10 protein-coding genes and 1 pseudogene are annotated in these 25,772 nt (G+C 41.5%); 9 read left to right on the top strand and 2 right to left on the bottom strand.

Annotated elements, in window-relative coordinates; translation table 11 throughout:
* Positions 1 to 1,442 (bottom strand): Ig-like domain-containing protein (locus NFR56_RS08850; protein ID WP_241672482.1); only part of this gene is annotated, 1,442 nt, incomplete at its 3' end.
* A 427-nt stretch (positions 1,443 to 1,869) separates the two neighbouring features.
* On the opposite strand from NFR56_RS08850, the gene NFR56_RS08845 reads away from it, so the two are divergent.
* The 6 genes from NFR56_RS08845 to NFR56_RS08820 all read left to right on the top strand — a co-directional run bounded on the left by NFR56_RS08845 (position 1,870) and on the right by NFR56_RS08820 (position 19,174).
* On the top strand, positions 1,870 to 2,316 hold the full coding sequence (locus tag NFR56_RS08845) for a dUTP diphosphatase (RefSeq protein ID WP_023919767.1): 447 nt from the start codon (positions 1,870 to 1,872) through the stop codon (positions 2,314 to 2,316).
* A gap of 9 nt (positions 2,317 to 2,325) precedes the next feature.
* Entirely contained in the window at positions 2,326 to 2,781 is a 456-nt protein-coding gene (locus NFR56_RS08840) for an isochorismatase family protein (RefSeq protein WP_049491772.1), read from the top strand.
* An 18-nt stretch (positions 2,782 to 2,799) separates the two neighbouring features.
* On the top strand, positions 2,800 to 3,339 hold the full coding sequence (locus NFR56_RS08835) for a histidine phosphatase family protein (RefSeq protein WP_251458633.1): 540 nt from the start codon (positions 2,800 to 2,802) through the stop codon (positions 3,337 to 3,339).
* A 13-nt stretch (positions 3,340 to 3,352) separates the two neighbouring features.
* Positions 3,353 to 4,711 carry a DNA repair protein RadA gene (radA, locus tag NFR56_RS08830; RefSeq protein WP_420910735.1) on the top strand — a complete coding sequence of 453 codons (1,359 nt, stop codon included), beginning with the start codon at positions 3,353 to 3,355 and terminating at the stop codon, positions 4,709 to 4,711.
* Positions 4,712 to 4,999: 288 nt separating this feature from the next.
* Complete coding sequence (locus NFR56_RS08825) at positions 5,000 to 5,494, top strand: beta-class carbonic anhydrase (RefSeq protein ID WP_003008959.1); 495 nt, start codon at positions 5,000 to 5,002, stop codon at positions 5,492 to 5,494.
* A 249-nt stretch (positions 5,495 to 5,743) separates the two neighbouring features.
* Positions 5,744 to 19,174, top strand: a complete 13,431-nt coding sequence (locus NFR56_RS08820; protein ID WP_251458630.1) for an SspB-related isopeptide-forming adhesin — start codon at positions 5,744 to 5,746, stop codon at positions 19,172 to 19,174.
* A 435-nt stretch (positions 19,175 to 19,609) separates the two neighbouring features.
* On the opposite strand, the gene NFR56_RS08815 is transcribed toward NFR56_RS08820, so the two are convergent.
* Positions 19,610 to 23,497, bottom strand: coding sequence for a glycoside hydrolase family 66 protein (locus NFR56_RS08815; RefSeq protein WP_251458617.1), 3,888 nt, complete (start codon positions 23,495 to 23,497; stop codon positions 19,610 to 19,612).
* 306 nt (positions 23,498 to 23,803) lie between these two features.
* Between NFR56_RS08815 and NFR56_RS09895 the strand changes: the two are divergent.
* From NFR56_RS09895 to NFR56_RS08805, 3 genes and pseudogenes are all read left to right on the top strand, one after another.
* Positions 23,804 to 23,878: pseudogene (locus NFR56_RS09895) on the top strand (LPXTG cell wall anchor domain-containing protein); the annotation flags it as partial.
* Between the two features lie 162 nt (positions 23,879 to 24,040).
* Positions 24,041 to 24,907 (top strand): ABC transporter permease, encoded by an 867-nt coding sequence (locus tag NFR56_RS08810; protein ID WP_134974395.1) that lies wholly within the window; start codon positions 24,041 to 24,043, stop codon positions 24,905 to 24,907.
* The gene (locus NFR56_RS08805) at positions 24,904 to 25,668 is read left to right on the top strand and encodes an ABC transporter ATP-binding protein (protein ID WP_031575699.1); all 765 of its coding nucleotides are present in this window, start codon (positions 24,904 to 24,906) and stop codon (positions 25,666 to 25,668) included. The genes NFR56_RS08810 and NFR56_RS08805 overlap by 4 nt, the downstream gene beginning before the upstream one ends.
* Positions 25,669 to 25,772 lie beyond the last annotated feature (104 nt).

Here is a 25,772-nt window from a genome sequence, read left to right as displayed (position 1 = left end):
ATTGGTGCAAATGTTACTTTTCCGTTTTTGTTTGTAACAGTTTGAAGCTTGTTAGCACCCTCGTACAATTCAAAGCTAAATTCACCATCTGTTAGATCACGTCCTGTAAGAGTTTTATCTAATTCGATGGTAGCTTGAGTTGCTTTAGGTTTTGCTTTTGGATTGACGATTGTCTTCGTCACTGATTTATCAGTTCCACTAAAGTCTTCAGCATTAACTGGGGTATCAGCAGTAGTAATGGTATAACCTTCAGGTGCTTGTAACTCAGTTAAGATGTATTTATCTTTTAAAAGACCATTGACTGTAATGTTACCTTTATCATCTGTTACATATTCCCCGATTACTTGGTTGTTGGCCTGACGTACCACTTTGAATTTAGCTCCAGCAAGTGGTTGGTTAGCATCATCTACTTTGTGAATATGAATGGTAAAGACATAACCAACACCAGAACCACCAGCAATTTGAACGGCAGCTTTATTTACTGCTTCTTTAGTATCGATGTTCTTACCTTTTAAAGTAGCCTGGTTATTTAAGATTTCCCCATCGACTGGTGAGTAATTTAAATGAACATCATACGTAATACGGTATTGATCCGTCTCACTAATATCTCCAAGATTCACAACAAATGATTGACCATTTTCACCAACAGTTACAGGATGTTCATTGGTTACATCCTTAGTATTATTAAATTGCCATCCACCATCGACATAAGACATCTCACCTTTTGTCACACGAAAACTATCTTTAACATAAGAAGCATTGGTAAATTGCAATGTGTCTTCTACTGTAACCTCTTTAATATTTTGCTTTAGTTGGTTCACAGAAATGGTATAGGAAATAGTCTTAGGGTCATCTTTGTGAACCCAACTTGTTTTCTTTAAAAGGTTTGGATCACCATCACCAACCCCTTTAAAGGTAACTTTACCTGCAATAATTGTTTTGTTGTTAACCGTCACTTCAACCGGAATTTCTCCTTGTTGAGGGTGCTTTTTGAAGTCGATACGGGCATAGAAGAAGAACGATCCATTTGTATCGGAATGTTTTTCAACATAGTCTGTATACGTTAATGTTAATTTTTTATTTTCAGCATCAACAGTAGCATGAGCGATAATTTCATTTGTGTTAATATCGCGAATTTCAAAACTATCGGATGTGATAATTAATGCATCTGGTACGGTAACTGTAGTTTGGTCACCTGCTTTAACATTTTTACCTGCTAAATCATATGTTGCATTAATACGGAACGTTGCCCATTGTCCTAATTCCCAATCAAGGTTGCCGCCTTCATTATTGGAAACTTGTATGTTTGAAATTGTATCGACCCATTTTCCGCTTACTGTCACTCCAGGAGTTTCTGCTGAAGTGCGATTCAGACCTAAAGCGAAAAGCATGGCCACTAAACAAAGGACAAATGAGAAAATTTTGATATTCCTATTCTTCATCTTATCTTCCCTTTTCATAAAAAAATTAGTGCCTAATCATCAATACCTGATTACTTTTAACGATATGGACCTTTCAAATCCTATCTGTTGGTAATTAGAATTGAGTGCTGAGACACGACCTCCATTAAATAATTTTATAGGGTAAAATATTTTACTTTTAAAATTATTCCCTACACAGGGAATTATAGCAAAAATAATAATTGGCTTCAAGCTAAAATCGGTGAAATTAGGTGTTTTTAAGCTGTTTCATTAACTTTCACTTTCTTTTAGAAAACAACCATGAAAGTATCATATAATTTACAAATAATGAAGGTGAAAAAGGAGGTTTTTACTCAAAAAATACGAATAGTAGTATAGGGGAGACGCTAGGGCAAAGTGATGGTATAATAGAAGAGATGGAAACTATTTAGATAAAAGAGGAATTATGATGACAAAAATTCGCGGATTTGAGCTTGTATCAAGCTATACCAATCAGGACTTACTGCCAAAACGGGAAACGGCCCACGCGGCTGGTTACGACTTAAAGGTGGCAGAGCGCACGGTGATTGCTCCAGGGGAAATCGTCCTCGTGCCAACTGGGGTCAAGGCCTATATGCAAGCGGGTGAAGTGCTTTATCTTTACGATCGCTCGTCCAACCCTCGCAAAAAAGGCCTGGTCTTGATCAACTCTGTGGGGGTCATTGATGGAGACTACTATGGCAATCCAGGAAATGAAGGCCATATCTTTGCTCAGATGAAAAATATTACCGACCAGGAAGTTGTTCTTGAAGTTGGTGAACGTGTGGTTCAGGCTGTCTTTGCACCATTCTTGATTGCCGATGGAGATGAAGCAGACGGCGTGCGTACTGGTGGATTTGGTTCGACAGGGAAATAGAGGAATAAAATGGCAGACTATTTATTAGTTGTAGACATGCAGTCAGATTATGTTGCTGTAGGAAAAGCATATCATGAAGAACTGACTGCAGCTGTAAATGACAAAATTGCTACCTATCCTAGCGAACGAGTTATCTATATTCTCAATCGTTTTTTCTGGGAGAGAAAAGATAGAAAGAAGAAATTTACGACCGGCTTGCTGGTTGTATCTTCTCGTATTTTTGAGAAGCGTCGGGCTTCTTGCTTTACTAATCCAGATTTAAAAGATTTTTTAGAGGGAAACGGTGCTAAAAGCATAGAGTTTATAGGGGTGGATGGCAATGGCTGTGTCAAGGCTTCCGTTTTGGCAGCTGTCAAGGAGAATTATCAGGTTTCTGTCGATTTGTCTGCTGTCGGAGTTGCCAACCAGAAGAAATTCTCTAAAACACTGAAGCAGTGGCAAGATTGCGGAATCAAGATTGGATAGTTTTATGGGGATCTTAATATGAAGATTATCTTTGTCCGTCACGGGGAGCCAGATTATAGTATGCTTGATAAAATTGAAAATCCGCAACTCTATAGTGGTTTTGGTCGTGATTTAGCACCATTGACAGGAAAAGGTCGCAGTCTGGCAAAAGAAGTTGCTAAAACTGCATGTTTTGGAAAGGCAGAGATTATTATTTCATCGTCTGTGACGAGGGCTTTAGAAACAGCACATTATATAGCAGTTGAAACAGGATTGGACTTGTTTGTGGAGCCGTTTTTTCATGAGTGGCGTCCAGACTTAGATGGTACTAACTCTGATTTAACTAGTGTATTGGTAGCTCATGAATATTATCTAAAACATCAAGGAGGTTTATCTGAAGATTCTCCTTATCGCTATGAAACTAATCTAGAGATGCGTCATCGTTTTTTAAGAGCTTTGGAAAAATATAAAAATTATAAAACTATTATCATTGTAACTCACGGAATGCTCATGCGCCAGTTTGTGCCAAATGAGAAGATTGATTTTTGCCAAGTGATTGAGTGTGAGATAGAGATTTAGAAAGAGGTTTATCATCGCTAAGAAAAAAACGACTTTTATTTGTCAAAATTGTGCCTACAATTCACCCAAATACCTAGGGCGCTGTCCTAACTGTGGTTCTTGGTCTTCTTTTGTGGAGGAAGTCGAAGTTGCAGAGGTCAAGAATGCGCGTGTGTCCTTGACAGGTGAGAAAACCAAGCCTATGAAATTGGCTGAAGTAACTTCTATTAATGTCAATCGAACCAAGACTGAGATGGAGGAATTCAACCGTGTACTCGGTGGGGGTGTGGTACCAGGAAGTCTGGTCCTCATCGGTGGTGATCCAGGGATTGGGAAATCAACCCTGCTCCTTCAAGTATCAACCCAACTGTCTCAAGTGGGAACGGTTCTCTATGTCAGTGGAGAGGAGTCGGCCCAGCAGATCAAGTTACGGGCAGAGCGCTTGGGGGATATCGACAGTGAGTTTTATCTCTATGCTGAGACCAATATGCAGAGCGTGCGAGCAGAGGTTGAGCGGATCCAACCTGACTTTCTTATCATCGACTCGATCCAGACCATTATGTCTCCTGAGATTTCAGGGGTCCAGGGATCGGTTTCTCAGGTGCGGGAAGTGACGGCAGAGCTCATGCAGTTGGCCAAAACCAATAACATCGCCATCTTCATCGTCGGGCACGTAACAAAGGAAGGAACCTTGGCAGGTCCTCGGATGCTGGAACATATGGTGGATACGGTCCTCTACTTTGAGGGCGAACGCCACCATACCTTCCGAATTCTGAGAGCAGTCAAGAACCGCTTTGGCTCCACCAATGAGATTGGGATCTTCGAGATGCAATCAGGTGGGCTGGTCGAAGTTCTTAATCCGAGTCAAGTTTTCCTAGAAGAGCGTTTAGACGGTGCGACTGGTTCGTCCATCGTAGTGACCATGGAAGGGACACGTCCAATTCTTGCTGAAGTGCAGGCCTTGGTGACACCGACCATGTTTGGAAATGCCAAGCGGACGACAACGGGGCTTGATTTTAATCGAGCTAGTCTCATCATGGCAGTGCTAGAAAAACGAGCGGGTTTGCTCCTTCAAAATCAGGATGCCTACCTCAAGTCTGCAGGTGGTGTCAAGTTGGATGAGCCAGCTATCGACCTAGCCGTAGCCGTAGCCATTGCTTCCAGCTACAAGGACAAGCCAACCAACCCGCAAGAGTGTTTCGTTGGAGAGTTGGGCTTGACCGGAGAAGTCCGCAGAGTCAATCGGATCGAACAACGGATCAATGAAGCTGCTAAGCTCGGTTTCACCAAGATTTATGTGCCTAAAAATTCTCTGACGGGGATCACGACACCATCAGGTATCCAAGTGGTCGGTGTGAGTACACTAGCTGAAGTCTTGAAGAAAGTATTTTAATAGAAGAAAAGAGGCTGGGACAAAAGTCCTAGCCTCTCAATTGTTTTTGGATTATCGAGCAAGACGCAGTGGTTGAGTGGGCTCTACTACGCTGATTTCATCAGCTTTTACAGCCCTGCTCAACTGTGCGGAGGTGGGACGACGAAATCGAATTCTAACGAATTACCGATTTCTGTCCCACTCTCTTTTTTCAGATGTGACAGATGACGGGAGATCCTTTCTGACAGAAATAGTGAGATGTGGTAAAATAATAGATAATTTGAATTTCAAAGGAATGAAGGAGAGACCATGTCTTATTTTGATAATTTTTTAACAGCTAACCAAGCTTATGTGGCGCTACATGGAGACCTCCGTCTTCCGATTAAGCCAAAAACACAAGTAGCCATTGTGACCTGTATGGATTCCCGGCTTCACGTGGCGCCTGCACTAGGTCTGGCTCTTGGAGATGCCCATATTTTGCGGAATGCTGGAGGGCGCGTGACCGATGATATGATTCGCTCCTTGGTCATTTCCCAGCAGCAAATGGGAACCCGTGAAATTGTGGTCTTGCACCATACAGACTGTGGCGCACAGACCTTTGAAAACGAAGGTTTCCGTCAGCATCTCAAGAAAGAACTGGGTGTGGATGTAGGAGATCGCGATTTCCTTCCTTTTCAAGATATTGAGGAGAGTGTCCGCGAGGATATGGAGCTTTTAAAGGCTTCTCCTTTGATTCCAGAGGATGTGGTCATTTCGGGAGCTGTGTATGATGTGGACACCGGATTGATCTCAGAAGTGAAATAATTATATAGAAGAGTATAGGAAGAAAGAACGATCTTTGTTTTCCTGTATTCTTTTTTGGTGTAAAAAAAGTGAACCGGATAGGAAAAAATGTGACAATTTAGCACAAAATATTAAAAAATATGTGGTATAATATGACATTTTAACAAGAATATTACAAATTAATTTCAACAGATTGACTGTAGATGTCAAGGATGTTACAATTTTATTTGTATCATGGAATCATGAAATATGAAAAAGGAGATCCTATAAATGAAGGATGTATTTAATAAGCGTCAACGCTTTTCATTGCGAAAATATAGCGTTGGGGTTTGTTCAGTTCTTTTAGGAACGGCACTCTTTGCTGCAGGAGCTCAATCTGCGTCAGCGGATGAAGCAAAAGCAGCCTCTGAATCTGCGGGAACAGCAGCTTCAGAAGCAACACAACCTGCTGCAACTGAGTCAAGTCAAGCAGAAGCACCAGCTGCTTCTAAGGCATACGGGGAAGGGGCATCAATTCCAAAAATTGACCTTTCTGGAACTGCTGCTGCAACTTCAGAAACACCAGCTTCAGCGACTGAAAAAACTGAGGCAGCTGCAACACCAGCTGCTACAGAAAAACAGGTAGCGCCAGCTGAAACTAAAAAAACTGAAGAAGCTTCAAAACCACTAAACGTTGGTTCATTGCCAGAAATCGCTCTACCAACAGCGAAAAAGGCAGAAACCAGCTCTAAACCAGCTTCTACAACAGCGGCTACCGCAGCTCAACCTACTGCAACTCGTGCTGCAACAAGTGAAAACTCAGAAGCACCAGCTGCAAGAGAAGAAGCAACTACACCAGCAGGAACAACTACTTTTTCAGCTACTGTAAGTTCAGCAGCTCCAATCACTGGCACAGAAACAACTGCGCAAGCAGAAAAAGCAGCAAGTACAGATGCTGCTGCGGCTGTAGCAAATGCTAATGACGAACGTACAAATGCAGGAGCTTTAGCAGTAAGTAGCCGTCGTCGCGGTAAACGTGCTTTGATAGACCACAATGTGACACCGGTTGATGTTACAACGAAAATAGCTGATAATGTTGAAGCTAACCCTGAAATGACAGACCCTAACGGTGCCTCTGTACATTCTCAAACAATTCCAGCTGGTTACCAAGCTAAAGAAGGTGACGTCTATACTTATGGTATCTGGAATCTTACAAAATACAATGAGCGTTACAACACAAACTACTATGCACGTGCCTATAAAAGCTTTGATGCTTCAACAGATACCACAGTTGAATTGATTGATAAGAATACTGGTAATATTGTTGAAACACACACAATTACTGCAACTAGTGGTATTCAAAAATTCACTACAACAGGTCAGAAATCTAATAAAGAGTTGACATTACAAGTGGATTACCAAGCAGGTGCTGGTCAAGGACCTGGTAAGACAGACCAACCATTCATTCAAATGGGATTTGAAGTTGGATCAGAGATTCAAGCTTTAGTAGCTGCTGGTCATAACCTGACTCCAGCTGAACAAGCTCGTTTTGATGCTGTTTATGCAGCACGTAACTCAAACGATATTATCAATGTGGTTGAACCTGCCTACAATGGTCGTCAAGTTACGGATACAAACTTTAAGATTCCTACCAATGTTGAAAAGACTACTTACTATAAACTTGTTGACAAGGCAAACCCTACCTATAAAGCAACTGGTAAGTCTGTTACAGCTCAGGACTATAAAGAAAATGGAAGTGAAACTGAGTTAGCCAAATATACTCTGAAAGCGATGGAAGGTCAAAACTTCACAGCTTCTGGAGAACGTCAATTTACAAAGACTGAAAAAATCACGGATAAAATTACTAGAGAAACAGCTTATACCCTATATCAAACAGCTGATCCAGATACAACTTCTGGTTATGTAAGCCGTCCTTACACCGTTGGTACCAAATTCATGGATGCTGAGCGTGCAGGAATTAAGCGTATCAAAGAAATTGTAGGTGAAGATGGATCTGTAGTGGTTCGTGTTTATCTTCTAGATCCAAAACAACAAAGCAAACGTTCAGATGGCACCTTGAGTACAGACGGCTATATGTTGCTAGCAGAAACAGCACCAATTAAGCCGGGCGAAGCAAATACTAAAGAACTAGTTGTTAAAAAATCTCCCCTCACAACGATTGCTCATACAGTAACTGATCCAAAAACAGGAGCACAAACGAACTATCCAAATGGTAAAGAAGTTCCATTCGACTTCCAAAAAGCTGCTGGATATACACCGTATAAGACAGTCTTTGTTCCTTTCTTGGGAGACAATATCGGTCACCTTTCACCAAATTCACAATTGGAACGTGGAGTAGGAGGTATCGGTACCAACGTTGACTTGCTCAACTCCTTGACACCATACAGTCAACCAATCTACTACTATGACAAGACAGAAACTATCAAGGTAAAACCTGAGGTTGAAAAACAACTGGAAGGTCGTGTGCTAGTTGATGGTGAATTTAACTTCAAGATTAAAGAAGTGAGCAAAAATAAATCACTTCCTTCATATGAACAAGAAGTCACAAATAAAGATGGTAAAGCATCCTTCCCAGAATTATCATTCAAAGAAGAAGGTACTTATACCTACACTATCACTGAATTAAAAGGTTCTGACAAGGATGTCGACTACGATGCCATGGAAGTAACCATGACTGTAAAGGTTACGAAAAATGCTGCGGGTGATTTAGAAGCTTCAGTTAAATACAGTGGTACTGGTGGATTTGCTTCAAGCGCTGATGATAAAGTCTTCAACAACTACGTTGTAGCTCCAGTTAAAACTAAATTTGACTTCAGCAAGGCTCTCGCAGGTCGTGAGTTGAAAGCTGGTGAATTCAACTTTGTATTGAAAGATTCAACTGGTAAGACTCTTCAAACAAAGACAAACACTAAAGAAGGTGTTGTAGCCTTTGATGACTTGACCTTTGACAATACTCAAGTTGGTACGCACAAATACACTGTAGAAGAAGTTATTCCAGAAAATAAAGAAGCTGGTATGACTTACGATACAATGAAGGCTGAAGTAACGATTACAGTTACTAAGGAAGGTCACGTTCTTAAAGCAACAAACACTCTTCCATCAGACACAGAGTTCAACAATACCTTCACTCCAGGTGCTGTGAAAGTTAACCTTGACTTTGATAAATCACTTTCAAACGGTACTTTGAATGCTGGTGATTTCAGCTTTACCTTGACTGGTGATAACAATGTTAATGAAACTGTAACCAACAAAGCTAACGGTAAGATTAACTTTAGCGAATTGTCATTTGATAAAGAAGGTGTCTACAACTACACTGTTAAAGAAGTGAAAGGCAACAATGCCGATGTAGACTACGATGAAATGACAATCGGCGTGAAAGTAACTGTTACAAAAGATGCTGCAACAGGTCTTTTGAGTGCCAAGACTGAAATGACTTCAACAGGTGGTGAAGCAACTGGTAAGGATGACAAGACATTCAACAACCACGTTGTGGCTCCTGTGACTGCTCAATTCGACTTCAGCAAAGCTCTTGCAGGTCGTGACTTGAAAGCTGGTGAATTTAGCTTTGTATTGAAAGACAAAGATGGTAAAGTCATTCAAACAAAACAAAATGATGCCAACGGTAAAGTTAAATTTGACGCATTGACATTCACAAATGCTCAAGTTGGTGACCACAAGTACACTGTAGAAGAAGTTCAAGGTTCTGAAGCAGGTATGACTTATGACCCAATGAAAGCGAACGTAACAGTTACTGTTACTAAGTCAGGTCATGCGCTTACTGCAGTTGCAACTCTTCCAACAGATACAGAGTTCAACAATACCTTCACACCTGCTGCTACACAAGCTCAATTCAAGTTCACTAAACGTCTTGAAGGGAAAGCACTTGAAGCAGATGCCTTTACATTCGAATTGCTTGAAAATGGCAATGTGATCCAAACTAAGAAAAACAAAGCTGATGGATCTATTACATTTGATGCGATTGAATACAACGCTGTAGGTGAACACACTTACACTGTGCGTGAAAAAGCTGGTAACGATACAAACATCGATTACGATACTATGAACGCAGAAGTGAAAGTTAAAGTTACTAAAAATGCAGCTACAGGTCTCTTGAGCGCAACTGTTACAATGCCTGAAGACACTGAGTTTAACAACTATGTGGTTTCTCCAGTTGTAACGAAATTTGACTTCACTAAGAAGTTGGCTGGCCGTGAATTGAAAGCCGGTGAATTCAGCTTCGTATTGAAAGATGCTGCTGGTCACGAAGTTGAAACAGTGAAAAATGATGCTGCTGGTAACGTAACCTTCTCAGAATTGTCATTCGACAATACGAAAGTTGGTACTCATACGTATACAGTAGAAGAAGTGATTCCTGAAAACAAAGAATTCGGAATGACTTACGACCAAATGAAGGCGACTGTTACTGTTGAAGTTGCCAAGAACGGTCACTCATTGACAACTGTTACAAACGTGACATCAACTGGTGGTAAAGATGCCAACGGTAAGGCTACTGATGGTACTGCTGATAAAGAATTCAACAACAAAGTTACTCCTCCAGAAACTCCAGAATTCCAACCAGAAAAATTTGTCGTTTCTAAAGAGAAATATGACATCACTGGTAACAAGTTGATGGATGACGACGATGAGTTGACAAATGAGTACACTGAAACAAATGCGGATCCATATGTAGATAAGACAACTAACAACGAACCAGAAAACTTGAATACCAAGACAGTTAAACGTGGTTCTAAATTGGTTTACCAAGTATGGCTTGATACTACGAAATTTACTGAAGCGAACAACATCCAATACGTTGGTGTATCTGATACATACGATGCAGAAAAATTGGACGTTAATGCAGCTGACATCAAAGCATACGATTCAGTAACTGGTGCAGAAGTAACCAATAAATTCGACATCAAAGTTGAAAACGGCACCATCACTGCAACTTCTAAGGAAGCATTTATCAAAGATAAAGTAAACGCTCCTGTTATCGACACCACTAAGTTCGAGTTTGGACGTTACTATAAATTTGATATTCCAGCAACTGTGAAAGAATCTGTTAAAGCTGGTGCGGATATTGAAAATACAGCCAACCAAACAGTTCACGTTTACAACCCAGTAAGCAAGACAGTTGAAAAACCTGAAAAACCAACACAAAAACGTGTCAACAGTGTTCCAGTTCCAGTGGAAATGAACTTCACGAAACGTTTGGAAGGTCGTGAACTTCAAAAGAACGAATTCGAATTCGTATTGAAGAAAGACGGCGTTGAAGTTGAACGCGTGAAGAATGACGCTGCTGGTAAGATTGTCTTCAAGACTCTTGAATTCGGTCGTGATGATCTTGGTAAGACTTACAACTACACAGTAGAAGAAACTCCTGGTACAGATGCAACTGTCAAATACGACACAATGGTTGCTACTGTTAAAGTGGTTGTTTCACACGACGGTACAGCTAAGGCAATCGTTGCCAACGTAACAGATGCAGCTGATAAAGAATTTAACAACCGTGTAACACCTCCAGAAGAGCCTAAGTTCCAACCAGAGAAATACGTTGTTTCTAAAGAGAAATACGATATCACTGGTGACAAGCTTGTTGACGATGATAGAGAGTTGGCAGACAAGTACGCAGATACAAATGCGAACCCATATGCGGACGATGCATCCAACAACGAAGCAGAAAACTTGAATACCAAGACTGTTGAACGTGGTTCTAAATTGGTTTACCAAGTATGGTTGGATACAACTAAATTTGATGCAGCTAACAAGGACAACATCCAAACAGTTGGTATCTCAGATAACTATGATGAAGCTAAATTAAATCTTAATAAAGCTGACATCAAAGCCTATGACTCTGTAACAGGCGCAGAAGTAACAGATAAATTCGATATCGCTGTCAACAACGGTGTGATCACTGCTAACTTGAAAGCTGGCTTCACGAAGTCACTTGGCGATGCAGAAAACACACAAGTCATCGACACAACTAAATTCGCATTTGGACGTTACTACAAGTTCGACATCCCAACAACAGTGAAAGACGATGTGGTAGCTGGTGCGGATATCGAAAATACTGCGGCTCAAGTTGTAAACTACTACAACCCAACGACTAAGAAAGTTGAAAAACCTGAAAAACCAACTGAAAAACGTGTCAACAATGTTCCAATCTCAGTAGAATTTAACTTCACTAAGAAATTGGAAGGTCGCGACCTTAAAGCTGGCGAATTCACATTCGAGTTGAAAGATAGCGACAATGTTGTGATCGCAACGGCAACCAACGACGCAGACGGTAACTTCAAGTTCACTCCAGTTGACTACACAAACAAAGCTGGTAAAACTGTCACTGCCCTTAAATACCAGAAGGGTCAAGAAGGTACGTACACTTACACTGTAACAGAGGTGAAAGGTACAGATTCAACTGTCACTTATGATGAAATGGCTGCAGTGGTAACTGTTAAAGTAAGTCATGATGGTACTGCGAAAGCCTTGATCACAAACGTGACAGATCCTGCCGATAAAGAGTTCAACAACCGTGTCACTCCACCAACTGAACCTAAGTTCCAACCAGAGAAATACGTTGTTTCTAAAGCGAAATTCGATATCACAGGTACGAAGCTCGTTGATGACGATTCTGAATTGACAGATAAATATGGTGAAACAAATACAAACCCATATGTCGATACAACTGCCAACAACGAAGATGAAAACTTGAATACCAAGACTGTTGAACGTGGTCAAAAACTTTACTACCAAGTATGGTTGGATACAACTAAGTTTGACGCAAACAACAAAGACAACATCCAAACAGTAGGAATCACAGATAACTACGACAAGGATAAATTGACTGTTAATGCTTCAGATATCAAGGTTTACGATTCAGTTACTGGTGCAGATGTTACGACTAAATTCGATATCTCTGATAACAATGGTGTTCTGACAGCTAACCTTAAGGATGGCTTCACTAAGTCACTTGGCGACGCTGAAAACACTCAAATCATTGACACTACTAAGTTTGAATTTGGACGCTACTATAAATTTGATATCCCAGCAACAGTGAAAGACGATGTTGTAGCTGGTGCCGATATTGAAAACAAAGCAGCTCAAGTTGTTAACTACTACAATCCAGTAAGTAAGACTGTTGAAAAACCAAACAAACCAACTGAAAAACGTGTAAACAGTGTTCCAATCTCAGTTGAATTCAACTTCACTAAGAAATTGGAAGGTCGCGACCTTAAAGCTGGCGAATTTACATTCGAGTTGAAAGACAGCGACAATGTTGTGATCGCAACTGCAACCAACGACAAAGCTGGTAAGATCAAGTTTGCTCCAGTAGAGTACACCAATAAAGCTGGTAAAACTGTCACTGCCCTTAAATACCAGAAGGGTCAAGAAGGTACCTACAAGTACACAGTAGAAGAAGTTAAAGGCTCAGACGCAACCGTTACATACGATACAATGAAAGCTGTCGTTACAGTTGAAGTTCGTCATGATGGTACAGCGAAAGCCTTGATCACAAACGTGACAGATCCTGCTGATAAAGAGTTCAACAATACTGTTCGTCCTCCAGAAGAACCTAAGTTCCAACCAGAGAAATACGTTGTTTCTGAAGAGAAATTCGATATCACAGGTGACAAGCTCGTTGATGATGATAAAGAGTTGGCAGACAAGTACGCAGATACAAATGCGAACCCATATGCGGACGATGCATCAAACAACGAAAAACAAAACTTGAATACCAAGACTGTGAAACGTGGCGACAAGTTGGTTTACCAAGTATGGTTGGATACAACTAAATTCGACGCATCTAACAAGGACAACATCCAATCAGTAGGAATCTCAGATGACTACGATGAAACTAAGTTGGATCTTGATTCTACTAAGATCAAAGCTTACGATTCAGTAACAGGCGCAGAAGTAACAGATAAATTCGATATCGCTGTGAACAACGGTGTGATTACTGCAACCCTTAAAGATGGCTTCACTAAGTCACTTGGCGACGCAGAAAACACACAAGTGATCGACACAACTAAATTCGAATTCGGCCGTTACTACAAGTTTGACATCCCAACAACAGTGAAAGCTGATGTACCTGGTGGTGTGGATATTGAAAATACTGCGGCTCAAGTTGTAAACTACTACAACCCAACAACTAAGAAGGTTGAAAAACCAAGCAAACCAACTGAAAAACGTGTAAACAACGTTCCAGTTGAAGTAGAATTCAACTTCACTAAACGCTTGGAAGGCCGTGAACTTAAAGCTAACGAATTCAGCTTCGTACTTAAAGATTCAAAAGGTAAGACTCTTGAAACTGTAAGCAATGATGCATCTGGTAACGTTAAGTTCTCAGCTATGTCATTCAAGAAGGGTGACGAAGGTGTTCACAACTACACTGTAGAAGAAGTTAAAGGAAGCGACGCAACCGTTACATACGACACAATGAAAGCGAATGTAACAGTCACAGTGAAACACGATGGTACTGCTAAAGTTCTTATCGCGACTGTAGGCGACATTGCGGATAAAGAATTTAACAACCGTGTGACTCCTCCAGAAGAACCTAAGTTCAATCCTGAAAAATATGTTGTTTCTGAAGCGAAATTTGATGTAACAGGTACGAAACTCGTTGATGATGACAAAGAATTGGCTAACAAGGTTGCGGATACAAACGCTAACCCATATGCGGACGATGCATCAAACAACGAAGCAGAAAACTTGAACACCAAGACTGTGAAACGTGGCCAAAAACTTTATTACCAAGTATGGCTTGACACGACTCAATTTGATGCAGCTAACAAGGATAACATCCAAACAGTTGGTATCACAGATGACTTCGATGAAACTAAGTTGACTGTGAATGCTTCAGACATCAAGGCATACGATTCAGTATCAGGTGCGGATGTTACATCTAAGTTTGACATCTCAATCGCTAACGGTGTAATCACAGCTAACCTCAAAGATGGCTTCACTAAGTCACTTGGCGACGCTGAAAACACTCAAATCATTGACACTACTAAGTTCGAGTTTGGACGCTACTATAAATTTGATATTCCAGCAACTGTGAACGCAGATGTTCCTGGCGGTGCGGATATTGAAAATACTGCGACTCAAGTAGTTAACTACTACAACCCAACGACTAAGAAAGTTGAAAAACCTGAAAAACCAACTGAAAAACGTGTTAACAACGTTCCAGTTGAAGTGGAATTCAACTTCACAAAACGTTTGGAAGGTCGTGAGCTTAAAGCTAACGAATTCAGCTTCGTTCTTAAAGATTCAGAAGGTAAGACTCTTGAAACTGTAAGCAATGATGCGGCTGGTAACGTCAAGTTCTCAGCTCTTGAATTCAAGAAAGGCCAAGAAGGCGTACACAATTACACAGTAGAAGAAGTTAAAGGATCTGACGCAACCGTTACATACGACACTATGAAAGCGAATGTGACAGTCACAGTGAAACACGATGGAACAGCTAAAGTTCTGATCGCGACTGTTGGCGAAATTGCGGATAAAGAATTTAACAACCGTGTAACACCTCCAGAAGAACCTAAGTTCCAACCAGAGAAATACGTTGTTTCTAAAGAGAAATACGATATCACAGGCGACAAGCTCGTTGATGATGATAAAGAGTTGGCAGACAAGTACGCAGATACCAATGCGGACCCATATGCGGACGATGCATCAAACAACGAAAAAGAAAACTTGAACACCAAGACTGTGAAACGTGGCGATAAGTTGGTTTATCAAGTATGGTTGGATACAACTAAATTTGACGCAAACAACAAGGACAACATCCAATCAGTAGGAATCTCAGATGACTACGATGAAGCGAAGTTGGAACTTGATTCTACTAAGATCAAAGCTTACGACTCAGTAACAGGCGCAGAAGTAACAGATAAATTCGATATTACTGTGAACAACGGTGTGATCACTGCAACCCTTAAAGATGGCTTCACTAAGTCACTTGGCGACGCAGAAAACACACAAGTGATCGACACAACTAAATTCGAATTCGGACGTTACTACAAGTTCGACATCCCAACAACAGTGAAAGCTGATGTACCTGGTGGTGTAGACATCGAAAACACTGCGGCTCAAGTAGTAAACTACTACAACCCAACAACTAAGAAAGTTGAAAAACCAAGCAAACCAACTGAAAAACGTGTCAACAACGTTCCAGTTGAAGTGGAATTCAACTTCACGAAACGCTTGGAAGGCCGTGAGCTTAAAGCTAACGAATTCAGCTTCGTTCTTAAAGATTCAGAAGGTAAGACTCTTGAAACTGTGAAGAACGATGCATCTGGTAACGTTAAGTTCTCAGCTCTTGAATTCAAGAAAGGTCAAGAAGGCGTACACAACTACACAGTAGAAGAAGTTAAAGGATCTGACGCAACCGTTACATACGACACTATGAAAGCGAATGTAACAGTCACAGTTTCACACGACGGAACAGCTAAGATTCTCGTAGCGACTGTAGGCAAAATTGCGGATAAAGAATTTAACAACCGTGTAACACCTCCTGAAACTCCAGAATTCAATCCAGAAAAATATGTTCTAAACGAAAAAGAATTTGATTTGACTGGAACTTCATTATTAGATGATGATAAAGAGTTGGCAGACAAGTACGCAGATACCAATGCAAACCCATATGCGGACGATGCATCTAATAACGAAAAAGCGAATATCAATACTAAATCAGTTAAACCAGGTCAAAAACTTGTTTACCAAGTATGGTTGGATACAACTAAATTTGATGCAAACAACAAAGACCATATCCAATCAGTAGGAATCTCAGATGACTACGATGAGGCTAAAGTTGATGTTGATGGTTCAGCAATCAAAGCTTATGACGGTAAGACTGGTGCGGATGTAACAGCTAAATTCGATATTACTGTGAACAACGGTGTGATTACTGCAACCCTTAAAGATGGCTTCACTAAGTCACTTGGCGATGCAGAAAACACACAAGTGATTGACACAACTAAATTCGAATTCGGACGTTACTACAAGTTTGATATCCCAGCTACAGTGAAAGCCGACGTTGCAGGTGGAGTTGACATCGAAAACACTGCGGCTCAAGTAGTCAACTACTACAACCCAACGACTAAGAAAGTTGAAAAACCTGAAAAACCAACTGAAAAACGTGTCAACAGCGTGCCAGTTGAAGTAGAATTCAACTTTACTAAACGTATGGAAGGCCGTGAGCTTAAAGCCAACGAATTCAGCTTCGTTCTTAAAGATTCAACTGGTAAAGAAGTTGAAACTGTGAAGAACGATAAAGATGGTAACGTTAAGTTCTCTAAACTTGAGTTCAAGAAAGGTCAAGAAGGCGTACACAACTACACAGTAGAAGAAGTTAAAGGATCTGACGCAACCGTTACATACGACACTATGAAAGCGAATGTAACAGTCACAGTTTCACACGACGGAAAAGCTAAAGTTCTGATCGCGAAAGTTGGCGACATTGCGGACAAAGAATTTAACAACAAGGTGACTCCTCCAGAAACTCCAGAGTTCAACCCAGAGAAATACATCTTGAACGCTGAGAAATTCGACCTTACTGGTAAATCACTTCTTGATGATGATAAAGAATTGGCAGACAAGGTTGCGGAAACAAACGCAAATCCTTACGCTGATAAGGCTGACAATAATGAAGCAGCAAACATCAATACTAAGACTGTGAAACGTGGCGATAAGGTTGTTTACCAAGTATGGTTGGATACAACTAAGTTCACTGAAGCGCACAACATCCAATCTGTTGGTGTTACTGATGACTACGAAGAAGACAAGCTTGACATCAATGTTGCAAACATCAAAGCTTACGACTCTGTAACAGGCGAAGATGTGACTGCTAAATTTGATATCAAGGTTGAAAACGGTGTGATCTCTGCAACTTCTAAAGCGGACTTGACTAAGTCACTTGGAGACGCAGAAAATACTCCAGTGATCGACACAACTAAGTTTGCGTTTGGACGTTACTACAAGTTCGACATCCCAGCAACAGTGAAAGATACTGTTAAGGGTGGTGCGGATATTGAAAACACTGCAGCTCAAATCGTTCACCAATACGATCCAACAAGCAAGACAGTGAAGAAACCAAACAAACCAACTGAAAAACGTGTTGTGAACATCCCTGTTTCAGTAGAATTCAACTTCACGAAACGTTTGGAAGGCCGTGAGCTTAAAGCTAACGAATTCAGCTTCGTTCTTAAGGATAAAGATGGTAAGACTCTTGAAACTGTGAAGAACGATGCATCTGGTAACGTTAAGTTCTCAGCTCTTGAATTCAAGAAAGGTCAAGAAGGAACTTACAACTACACTGTAGAAGAAGTCAAAGGAACTGATACAACCGTTACTTATGACACGATGAAAGCAGTTGTGACAGTTAAAGTTTCTCATGATGGAACAGCGAAAGCTCTCCTTACTAAGGTAACGGATCCATCAGACAAAGAATTCAATAACACTGTTCGCCCACCTGAAACTCCAGAATTCAACCCAGAGAAATACATCTTGAACGAATCTAAATTCGATCTTACAGGTGTGAAACTTCTCGACGATGATAAAGAGTTGAAGGATAAGGTTGCGGACACAAATGCAAATCCTTACGTTGATAAGACTGATAACAACGAAGCTCAAAATATCAATACGAAGACACTCAAGAAAGGTGATAAAGTATACTACCAAGTATGGTTGGATACAACTAAATTCACTGAAGCACACAATATTCAATCTGTTGGTGTGACAGATAAATATGACAGTGCAAACTTGACTGTCAACGGAGCTGATATTAAGGCATACGACTCTGTAACAGGAGAAGATGTAACAGCTAAGTTTGATATCAAGGTTGAAAACGGTGTGATTACTGCAACATCTAAAGCAGACTTGACTAAGTCACTTGGAGACGCAGAAAATACACAAGTTATCGACACAACTAAGTTGGCCTTTGGACGTTACTACAAGTTTGAAATTCCTGCAGAAATTAAACAATCTGCTCAAGATGGTGTGGACATTGAAAATACAGCTTCACAAATCGTACACCAATACGATCCAACTAAGAAGACTGTAGAAAAACCAGAAAAACCAACTGAAAAACGTGTAGTCAACATTCCAGTTAAGGTTCAATTCCAATTCACTAAGAAATTGGAAGGTCGTGCATTGAAGGCTGGTGAATTCAGCTTCGTTCTTAAGGACGAAAAAGGAAATGTGATCGAAACCGTAACCAATGATGCGGCTGGTAAGATCACCTTCTCAAATCTTGAATTCAAACGTGGTGAAGAAGGAACTCATCTCTACCATGTAGAAGAAATCCGTGGCACAGATTCTAGCATCGAATACGATAAGATGGTTGCCACTGTGGGTATTATGATTAACAAAGACGGTAAAGTATTGACGGCTATTACTCAGTTGCCAGAAGATACAGAGTTTAACAACACTGTTATTCCGCCAACAACACCGCCAAATACACCACCAACAACACCGCCAAATACACCACCAACAACACCACCGAATACACCGCCGACAACACCACCGAATACACCACCAACACCACCAACAACACCGCCAACACCACCAACGCCACCAACACCTACAACTCCTCCAGCTCCAGCACTTCCTGAAACTGGTGAAGAACAATCAGCATCTGCTGCATTGTTAGGTGCTGCACTTGGTATGGTTGGCCTTGCGGGACTTGCAAAACGCAAAAAACGCGAAGACTAAAATTGAGGTGACATCAGCAAACTTGTTGATGAGGTGACAATTTTAGATCCAACAGGAAGAGGCTTTGCTCGAAAGAGCAAGGCCTCTTTGTTTGGTATTGGAAACTTAGAAAAACATGCATAAATGTGATGAAAAAGTTTCAGTAAAATTCTATATATTCATTTCATTCGGTTACTAGTTTCAGTAAAATTCCATTGACTTGAAGTAGAGAAAACAGTATACTAGTAAAGCAATTTGATCTTTCAAACTGCCGGCAACAAGGGGAATGAATCCACTTTGAATTGGAATACAGTAGGGTTTGGAGTGGTAGTACTTCACACCCTTATTGTCGTCAGTCACCCTCATAAAAGGGATCTAGACTCTGAATGAGTTGTATAAATATAAAAAAACTTCCTTGGAACAGAATTCCATAGGAAGTTTCTTTGTGTTTGGGATCTACTCTTGTTTCTTTTTGTAAGGGATAAGACTGGACAAACCTGCTAAGAGGCCAAGTCCAAGTAGGGCTAGCTGAGAGGTTTCTTCACCTGTTGCAGGTAGATGAGTCCCTTCTTGAGGGGTGTTAGGAACAACTTCAGGGAGTTCCTCTTTTTGGCTTGTTGTTTCAAGAGGTTTCTCCTCTTCTTTGTTAGAGAGAAGTGTTGATCCCTTTTCTTCATGAGCATCAGTCGTGTTTGCTTTTGTCACGGAAGGAAGAGGGCTAACTGTTTCTTCTTTTTCTGTTTCTGGGGATGGTTGTGGAGTAGGGATTTCTTTGACCTTGTAGGCAAAGATCAAGATGGTTGTTCCCACTTCTACGTTCCCAGTTTGTTCAGCTGCACCGATCCGTTCATAGATGTGGCCGTCGTAGGAGATTTCATCTGGTGCGCTAGCGACGTAATGGGTTCCATTGTCCACATTTGTTGCAACAGCAAGCTCTGGTTGCAATTCAGTGTTAGTATCTTGGATGACAAATCGCGCGATGACCGTTCCCGTAGCTAACTTGTAATCATAGATGACGGTTTTCATTCCCTTAGTGACTGTGCCACTTGGATCAGCAGAATCAGCACGGTGTCCAACTAGATGGTAGATACGACCATCTTTTGTGATTTCTGTTGGGGCCTCACTGGTGTACTTGGTGCCGAAATCTGCCTCTGTAGCGAGGTTTTGCGCCTCTTGCAGATCAGTATCGCCTCCCTCAGTGAGGAATCGTACTCTGACCGATCCTTTGGTGATAGTGTAGGAAATAGCAGTATCAACTGTTGGAGACTCAGGGCTTGGAAGAAGATAGCCTTTGGTTTCGTCAATAGGATCCACAAGGTTTAAGACTTGTCCACGAGCATCTTTTGGCTCTAATCCCTCCACGTAAGGAAGGATAGCAGTAGGAGACGCGATGGTGGTTGGATTTGTGGGATCATTTAGATAAGGGATCTCTTTTTGAGCATGGGCTGGTTCTTTACCAGTAGCATAGCTGATCTTATAAGCCCCGACTGGGCGATAGATGACCGTATCTGTGATGTCTGCTGCATCAGCATGAATGCCAGTATGTTCTCCTGCTTTTGTCAGATCAGAAGTGATGGCATCAGTTGATTCTTCTGCTACGACAACATAGTCTTTTTTGACGGGATTTTCAAGAGCTACAAAGCTTATGCCGTCTTGCGCTGTCCAGTCTTCAAGACTTGTCTTGCCTGTCACCAAATTGATGGTACCTTTGCGAGTGAAATGAAGGCTGTCAGTTTGATCAGCTATTCCTGCAGGCTGGCGGTTAGATCCATCCTGGTCCTCTGTTACATAGGTCACCGTACGGGTCACTGTTTCAGATAAATGATCCAGATCAGCCGTTGTTTGACCAGCTGGAGCTAGAGGAGTTGAATAGACACGACCTTCGCTGTCTCCTGGAACAACTTGACCGGCTTGGATGGGCTGTGTTGCAGAAAATTCTACAATTTTTGGTGCCAAGCGGACAATAAACTCTTGAACGCCATCTTCATTGGTGTTGGTAGCGTCGCGGTCAAAGTTTGGTTGTCCGTCTGCATCGAAGCCATTCTCTACTAGTTCATAGCCTTTCTTCAAATAGTTGGCAATGGTTTCTTTTGTAGAGTAGTTGATCTTTTCACCTGTATGACCAACCAAGTCACTGGAACGTTCGAGCTCAACTCCGTTTTTATCTTGATAAAGAACATGAGCGGCTTCATTGAGTTTGACATAGAGCATATCCCATACATCTAGACTAGGAACATCGATAGCAGCCATCCATTGGCCAGCCCCTCCGTCATAATAAACATTTGCTCTTGTTTCCCGAAGGTTGATGTTGTATTTTCCTTCAACAGCATCAGGTGTTGCCCAGTAAATGCTGGCGTGTTCAGCCTGATCTTTTGTGATTTTTCCGAGTGGAACAAAAGCTTGAATATTGGTCAATTTTTCGGTTGTATTCACAGCGCTGTTCCATTTATTTTCGGTAATGCCGACCAAATTGATCAAGTGAGCAATTCGATCACCCGTCTTGGTTTCTTTTGTAATGGTATAAACAGTTCCAGGTTGAACTCCATCAGCATTATCCAGGTTGGATCCGATGAAGTTGCCGTTGACCAGTACATTTGTATTGTCTACAATCCGACGAGTATCATGCGCCAAGGTGTCGCGCCCACGGAGAAGTTCTTGATAAGCAACGATGAATTCTTGGTAGTTGAATTCTGCATTGGCAAAGTCGGCATTGACTGGTAGGTTTTGATTGAGATACCATTCTGCTTGGATCACCCCAAAACCTTTAGCATCTTGAGAAGTATTGAGGGCTGCAGTCGTCATATGGTAACCACCGCTCGCTGCGATGATGGCATCTGTCAGCAATTCGTTGTCTTTGCTGAGGGCTGATGCATTTTTACCACGATGGGTATAGGCTGCGATGATAGGAGATTTCCCCTTGTATAAATCACGCATCCGTTCGGTAAGGCGCGTCAAGGCTTGGTAGGTAGAGTCATAGGCAATGCTATCGCCCCAAACTTCCGCATAAGGTGCAGAGACATTGGTTTTTCCTAGTCGATCAGCATCTCCAGTAGAGATATCGTTGATCATGAAGTCATAGCCTTCTTTTTTGAGGGCCTCTGTCGCAGCTGTGGCTAGTTCTGGATAGTGTTCGCTCAAAGAGAAGCCTTTTCCAGGTTCACTGACTTTTTCCACCCAGTTAGAGCCCATGGTATCCCCTTGCCATCCATCAAAGCCGCCTTCTTTCATGGCTTTGGTCATGACTTCAATGATAAATTTTTGCCAATTTGGATCGCCTGGATCAAGAAATTGTTGGATATCGGTCGCTGTGACATCCCCCTTTTTACCAAAGTTGAAATGGTCTTGTAGATTGCGAACAATGGCACTTTTCACTTCATTTGGAACCCCTTCTTCGAGGGAAACCGCATAAATCATGTTATAGAGCATGGCTTTGGCACCAGTCGTATGGACATGATCCACCAGCTCTTTGACTGCTTCTGTATCGATGACAGGTAAGTAGGACTTGCGTTTGTCAGGATCTGTTTCGCTATTTGGAATCAAGAAAGTCGCCCAATCTTGAGTGAAACGTTCAACATTTGCCGGGAATGGGTTGGCAGGTGTATTGTAAACGTCGTAGAAGAAGTAGTTGTTGATATGCATATTGGCCAATTGGTCAATACTATTCTTGTAGCCGTCTACCTGATCATTGGTGATGGAGTTGTGATTGTCTTTTGAGCCGGCAACCACGCCATAACGTGGGTAGATCGTCCAGTCATCTTCAACAGCAAGACCCGCTGCCTTATGAAATGCTTGGGAGCCATCTGCTTTCTTACCAAGGACATCAACGATAAATCCAGCATTAGGTGAAAAGACCGTACTTGGAATTGTCAGTTCGCCGCCTTCAACGTTTTTCTTTTCATAAATGACCTGATCTAAATGAGAGACAGTGACATCAGATGAAACCACTTCAGGGTTGTTGATAGAGATGCGGACGTCTTCCCCACTTTTATAAGTCGCTTTATCAAAGGTGACGTCGTTGGTGATTTTTGGAGTATTATAAGTAGTTGCTGGAGTTGCACTGACCGGTTGAGTGGCAGTTACAGTTGGTGTTGATTCCGATGAAGAAGAAGTTGCTTCCGTCGTAGCAACTTCCTCACTAGTAGTAGGAGGAGTATTGGTATTGGTTGCTACTGATTGAGCGGTTGCTGAAATCTCAGAAGTCGGATTGGTGTTGACCTCGTCAGCCATGGCAACAGAGCTTAACATCAAGGCTCCAAAAAGGGTAATCATAGAGACCAATGCCTTGTTGCGCTTGCGAAAATAGCCGTGCCCTTTTTCAGAGACACTATTTTTTTGTTGATTCATTTTTTTCTCCCACATACTGTTTGTATAGTTCGTTGAACAGTTTAAAGTAAATTGTTCTATCGATGCCAATAAGTATACGACATTTCACTAGATAGTGTCAATTTAAGAACGAAAGCCGGCATGTAAACTTTCATGAAATTATTAGAAAACCGTACTAAATAAGGGTTTTTGATTCAGAAAAATGAACAAACGGAAAACGTTTGACACAAAATTTCCTCGCATTTAAAAAAAGGTACAAATTAGTGATAAAAGCAACTGGAGGAGAAATATTTGCACAAACCTTATTACTAAAGGGAATCAGCAACCGCTCTTACCAGCCTTGGATTGCTTGGTGTGATCGCAACAGGCTTTGGTCTTGCTCGAAAGAAAAAAGAAGATTAAGATGTTCTTTTAATCCTTTAAAAAAATATCACGATTAAAAACCAGAAGGTACAACCTTTTGGTTTTTTTATGAAGCATGAAAAGGGAATTGATAACAATTTCCTATAGGTTCTCCTCCATATTTATGTTACAATTAAACTACTATTATCGAAGGGAGAAACTATGATTAATTCAATTGTTTCACAAGGTTTGATTTGGGCCATTTTAGGGTTAGGAATCTTTATGACGTTCCGAATTCTAGATTTTCCAGATATGACGACAGAAGGCTCCTTCCCGCTTGGAGGAGCGGTGGCGGTGACCTTGATTACCAAAGGGGTCAATCCACTCCTTGCGACGCTGGCTGCTATTGGAGCAGGGTGCTTGGCGGGACTTGCGACGGGTCTTCTCTACACAAAAGGAAGAATCCCGACACTCTTGTCAGGGATCCTCGTGATGACGTCTTGTAACTCGGTCATTCTCTTTGTTATGCAGCGGGCCAATCTGGGACTTCTGGGCTATAAAAAAATTCAGGAATTTCTTCCTTTTGCCAGTGGGTTCAATGAGATCCTGATTGGCTTGATTTTCGTGACGCTTGTGATCCTTGGTTTGATCTTCTTCTTGGATACACGCTTGGGTCAGGCCTATATTGCGACAGGGGACAATCCAGATATGGCTAGAAGTTTTGGGATCAACACCGACCGGATGGAATTGATGGGCTTGGTCATTTCAAATGGGATTATTGCTCTTTCTGGAGCACTGATGGCCCAGCAAGAAGGCTATGCGGATGCTTCACGTGGGATTGGTGTCATCGTTATTGGACTTGCCAGCCTCATTATTGGAGAGGTGCTCTTTTCAAATGTCACCTTGACAGAGCGCTTGCTCAGTATTGCGATTGGTTCAATCGCCTACCAATTTTTGATTTGGGCCGTGATCGCGCTTGGCATCAATACCAGCTATATTCGAATCTTCAGTGCCTTGATCTTGGCTATCTGCCTGATGATTCCAACCTTTAAGGGAAAAATCATGAAAGGAGCGAAACTCAGTAAATGACAGCAATTGTAGAATTAAAAAATGTAACCAAAGCCGTGAGCAATGGGATGAACGAAGAAAAAGTCATTCTGGATGATGTTTCCTTGGAAATTCGAGAGCATGATTTTATCACGATTTTGGGGGGCAATGGAGCTGGAAAATCAACCCTATTTAATACCATTGCTGGGACGCTTCCGGTGAGCAGTGGGAAGATTTATATTTTGGGGGAAGATGTAACCAACTATTCTCCTGAAAAGAGAGCCAAGTACCTATCGCGGGTCTTTCAAGATCCTAAAATGGGAACGGCACCTCGCATGACAGTAGCAGAAAACCTCTTGGTAGCGAAGTTTCGCGGAGAAAAACGTGGCTTGATTCCGCGTCACTTGGCCAGCTATAAAGAAGAGTTTCAAACAGTCCTTGCTAAGATCGGCAATGGCTTGGAAAATCATATCGATACAGCCGTTGAGTTTCTATCAGGGGGGCAACGACAAGCCTTGAGTCTGTTGATGGCGACACTGAAACGTCCAGAACTCTTGCTTCTAGACGAACACACTGCTGCCTTGGATCCCAAAACCAGTCAGGCGCTCATGACCTTGACGGATGAGTTTGTGAAACAAGATGCCCTCACAGCTCTTATGATCACTCACCATATGGAAGATGCTTTGAAATATGGAAATCGCTTGATTGTCATGAAAGACGGACACATCGTCCAAGACCTCAATCAAGAAGAAAAAGCCCAAATGACTATTGCAGATTACTATCAATTGTTTGAGAAAGAATAAGATACAAAGTCCGTAAAATGCAAAGTGAAAATAGAGAGTGGGACAGAAATCGGTAATTCGTTAGAATTCGATTTCGTCGTCCCACCTCCGCACAGTTGAGTAGG

It is taken from the genome of Streptococcus caecimuris (assembly GCF_943193075.1).
GTDB lineage: Bacteria > Bacillota > Bacilli > Lactobacillales > Streptococcaceae > Streptococcus > Streptococcus caecimuris.
This window is presented reverse-complemented; position numbering and strand designations above follow the sequence as displayed.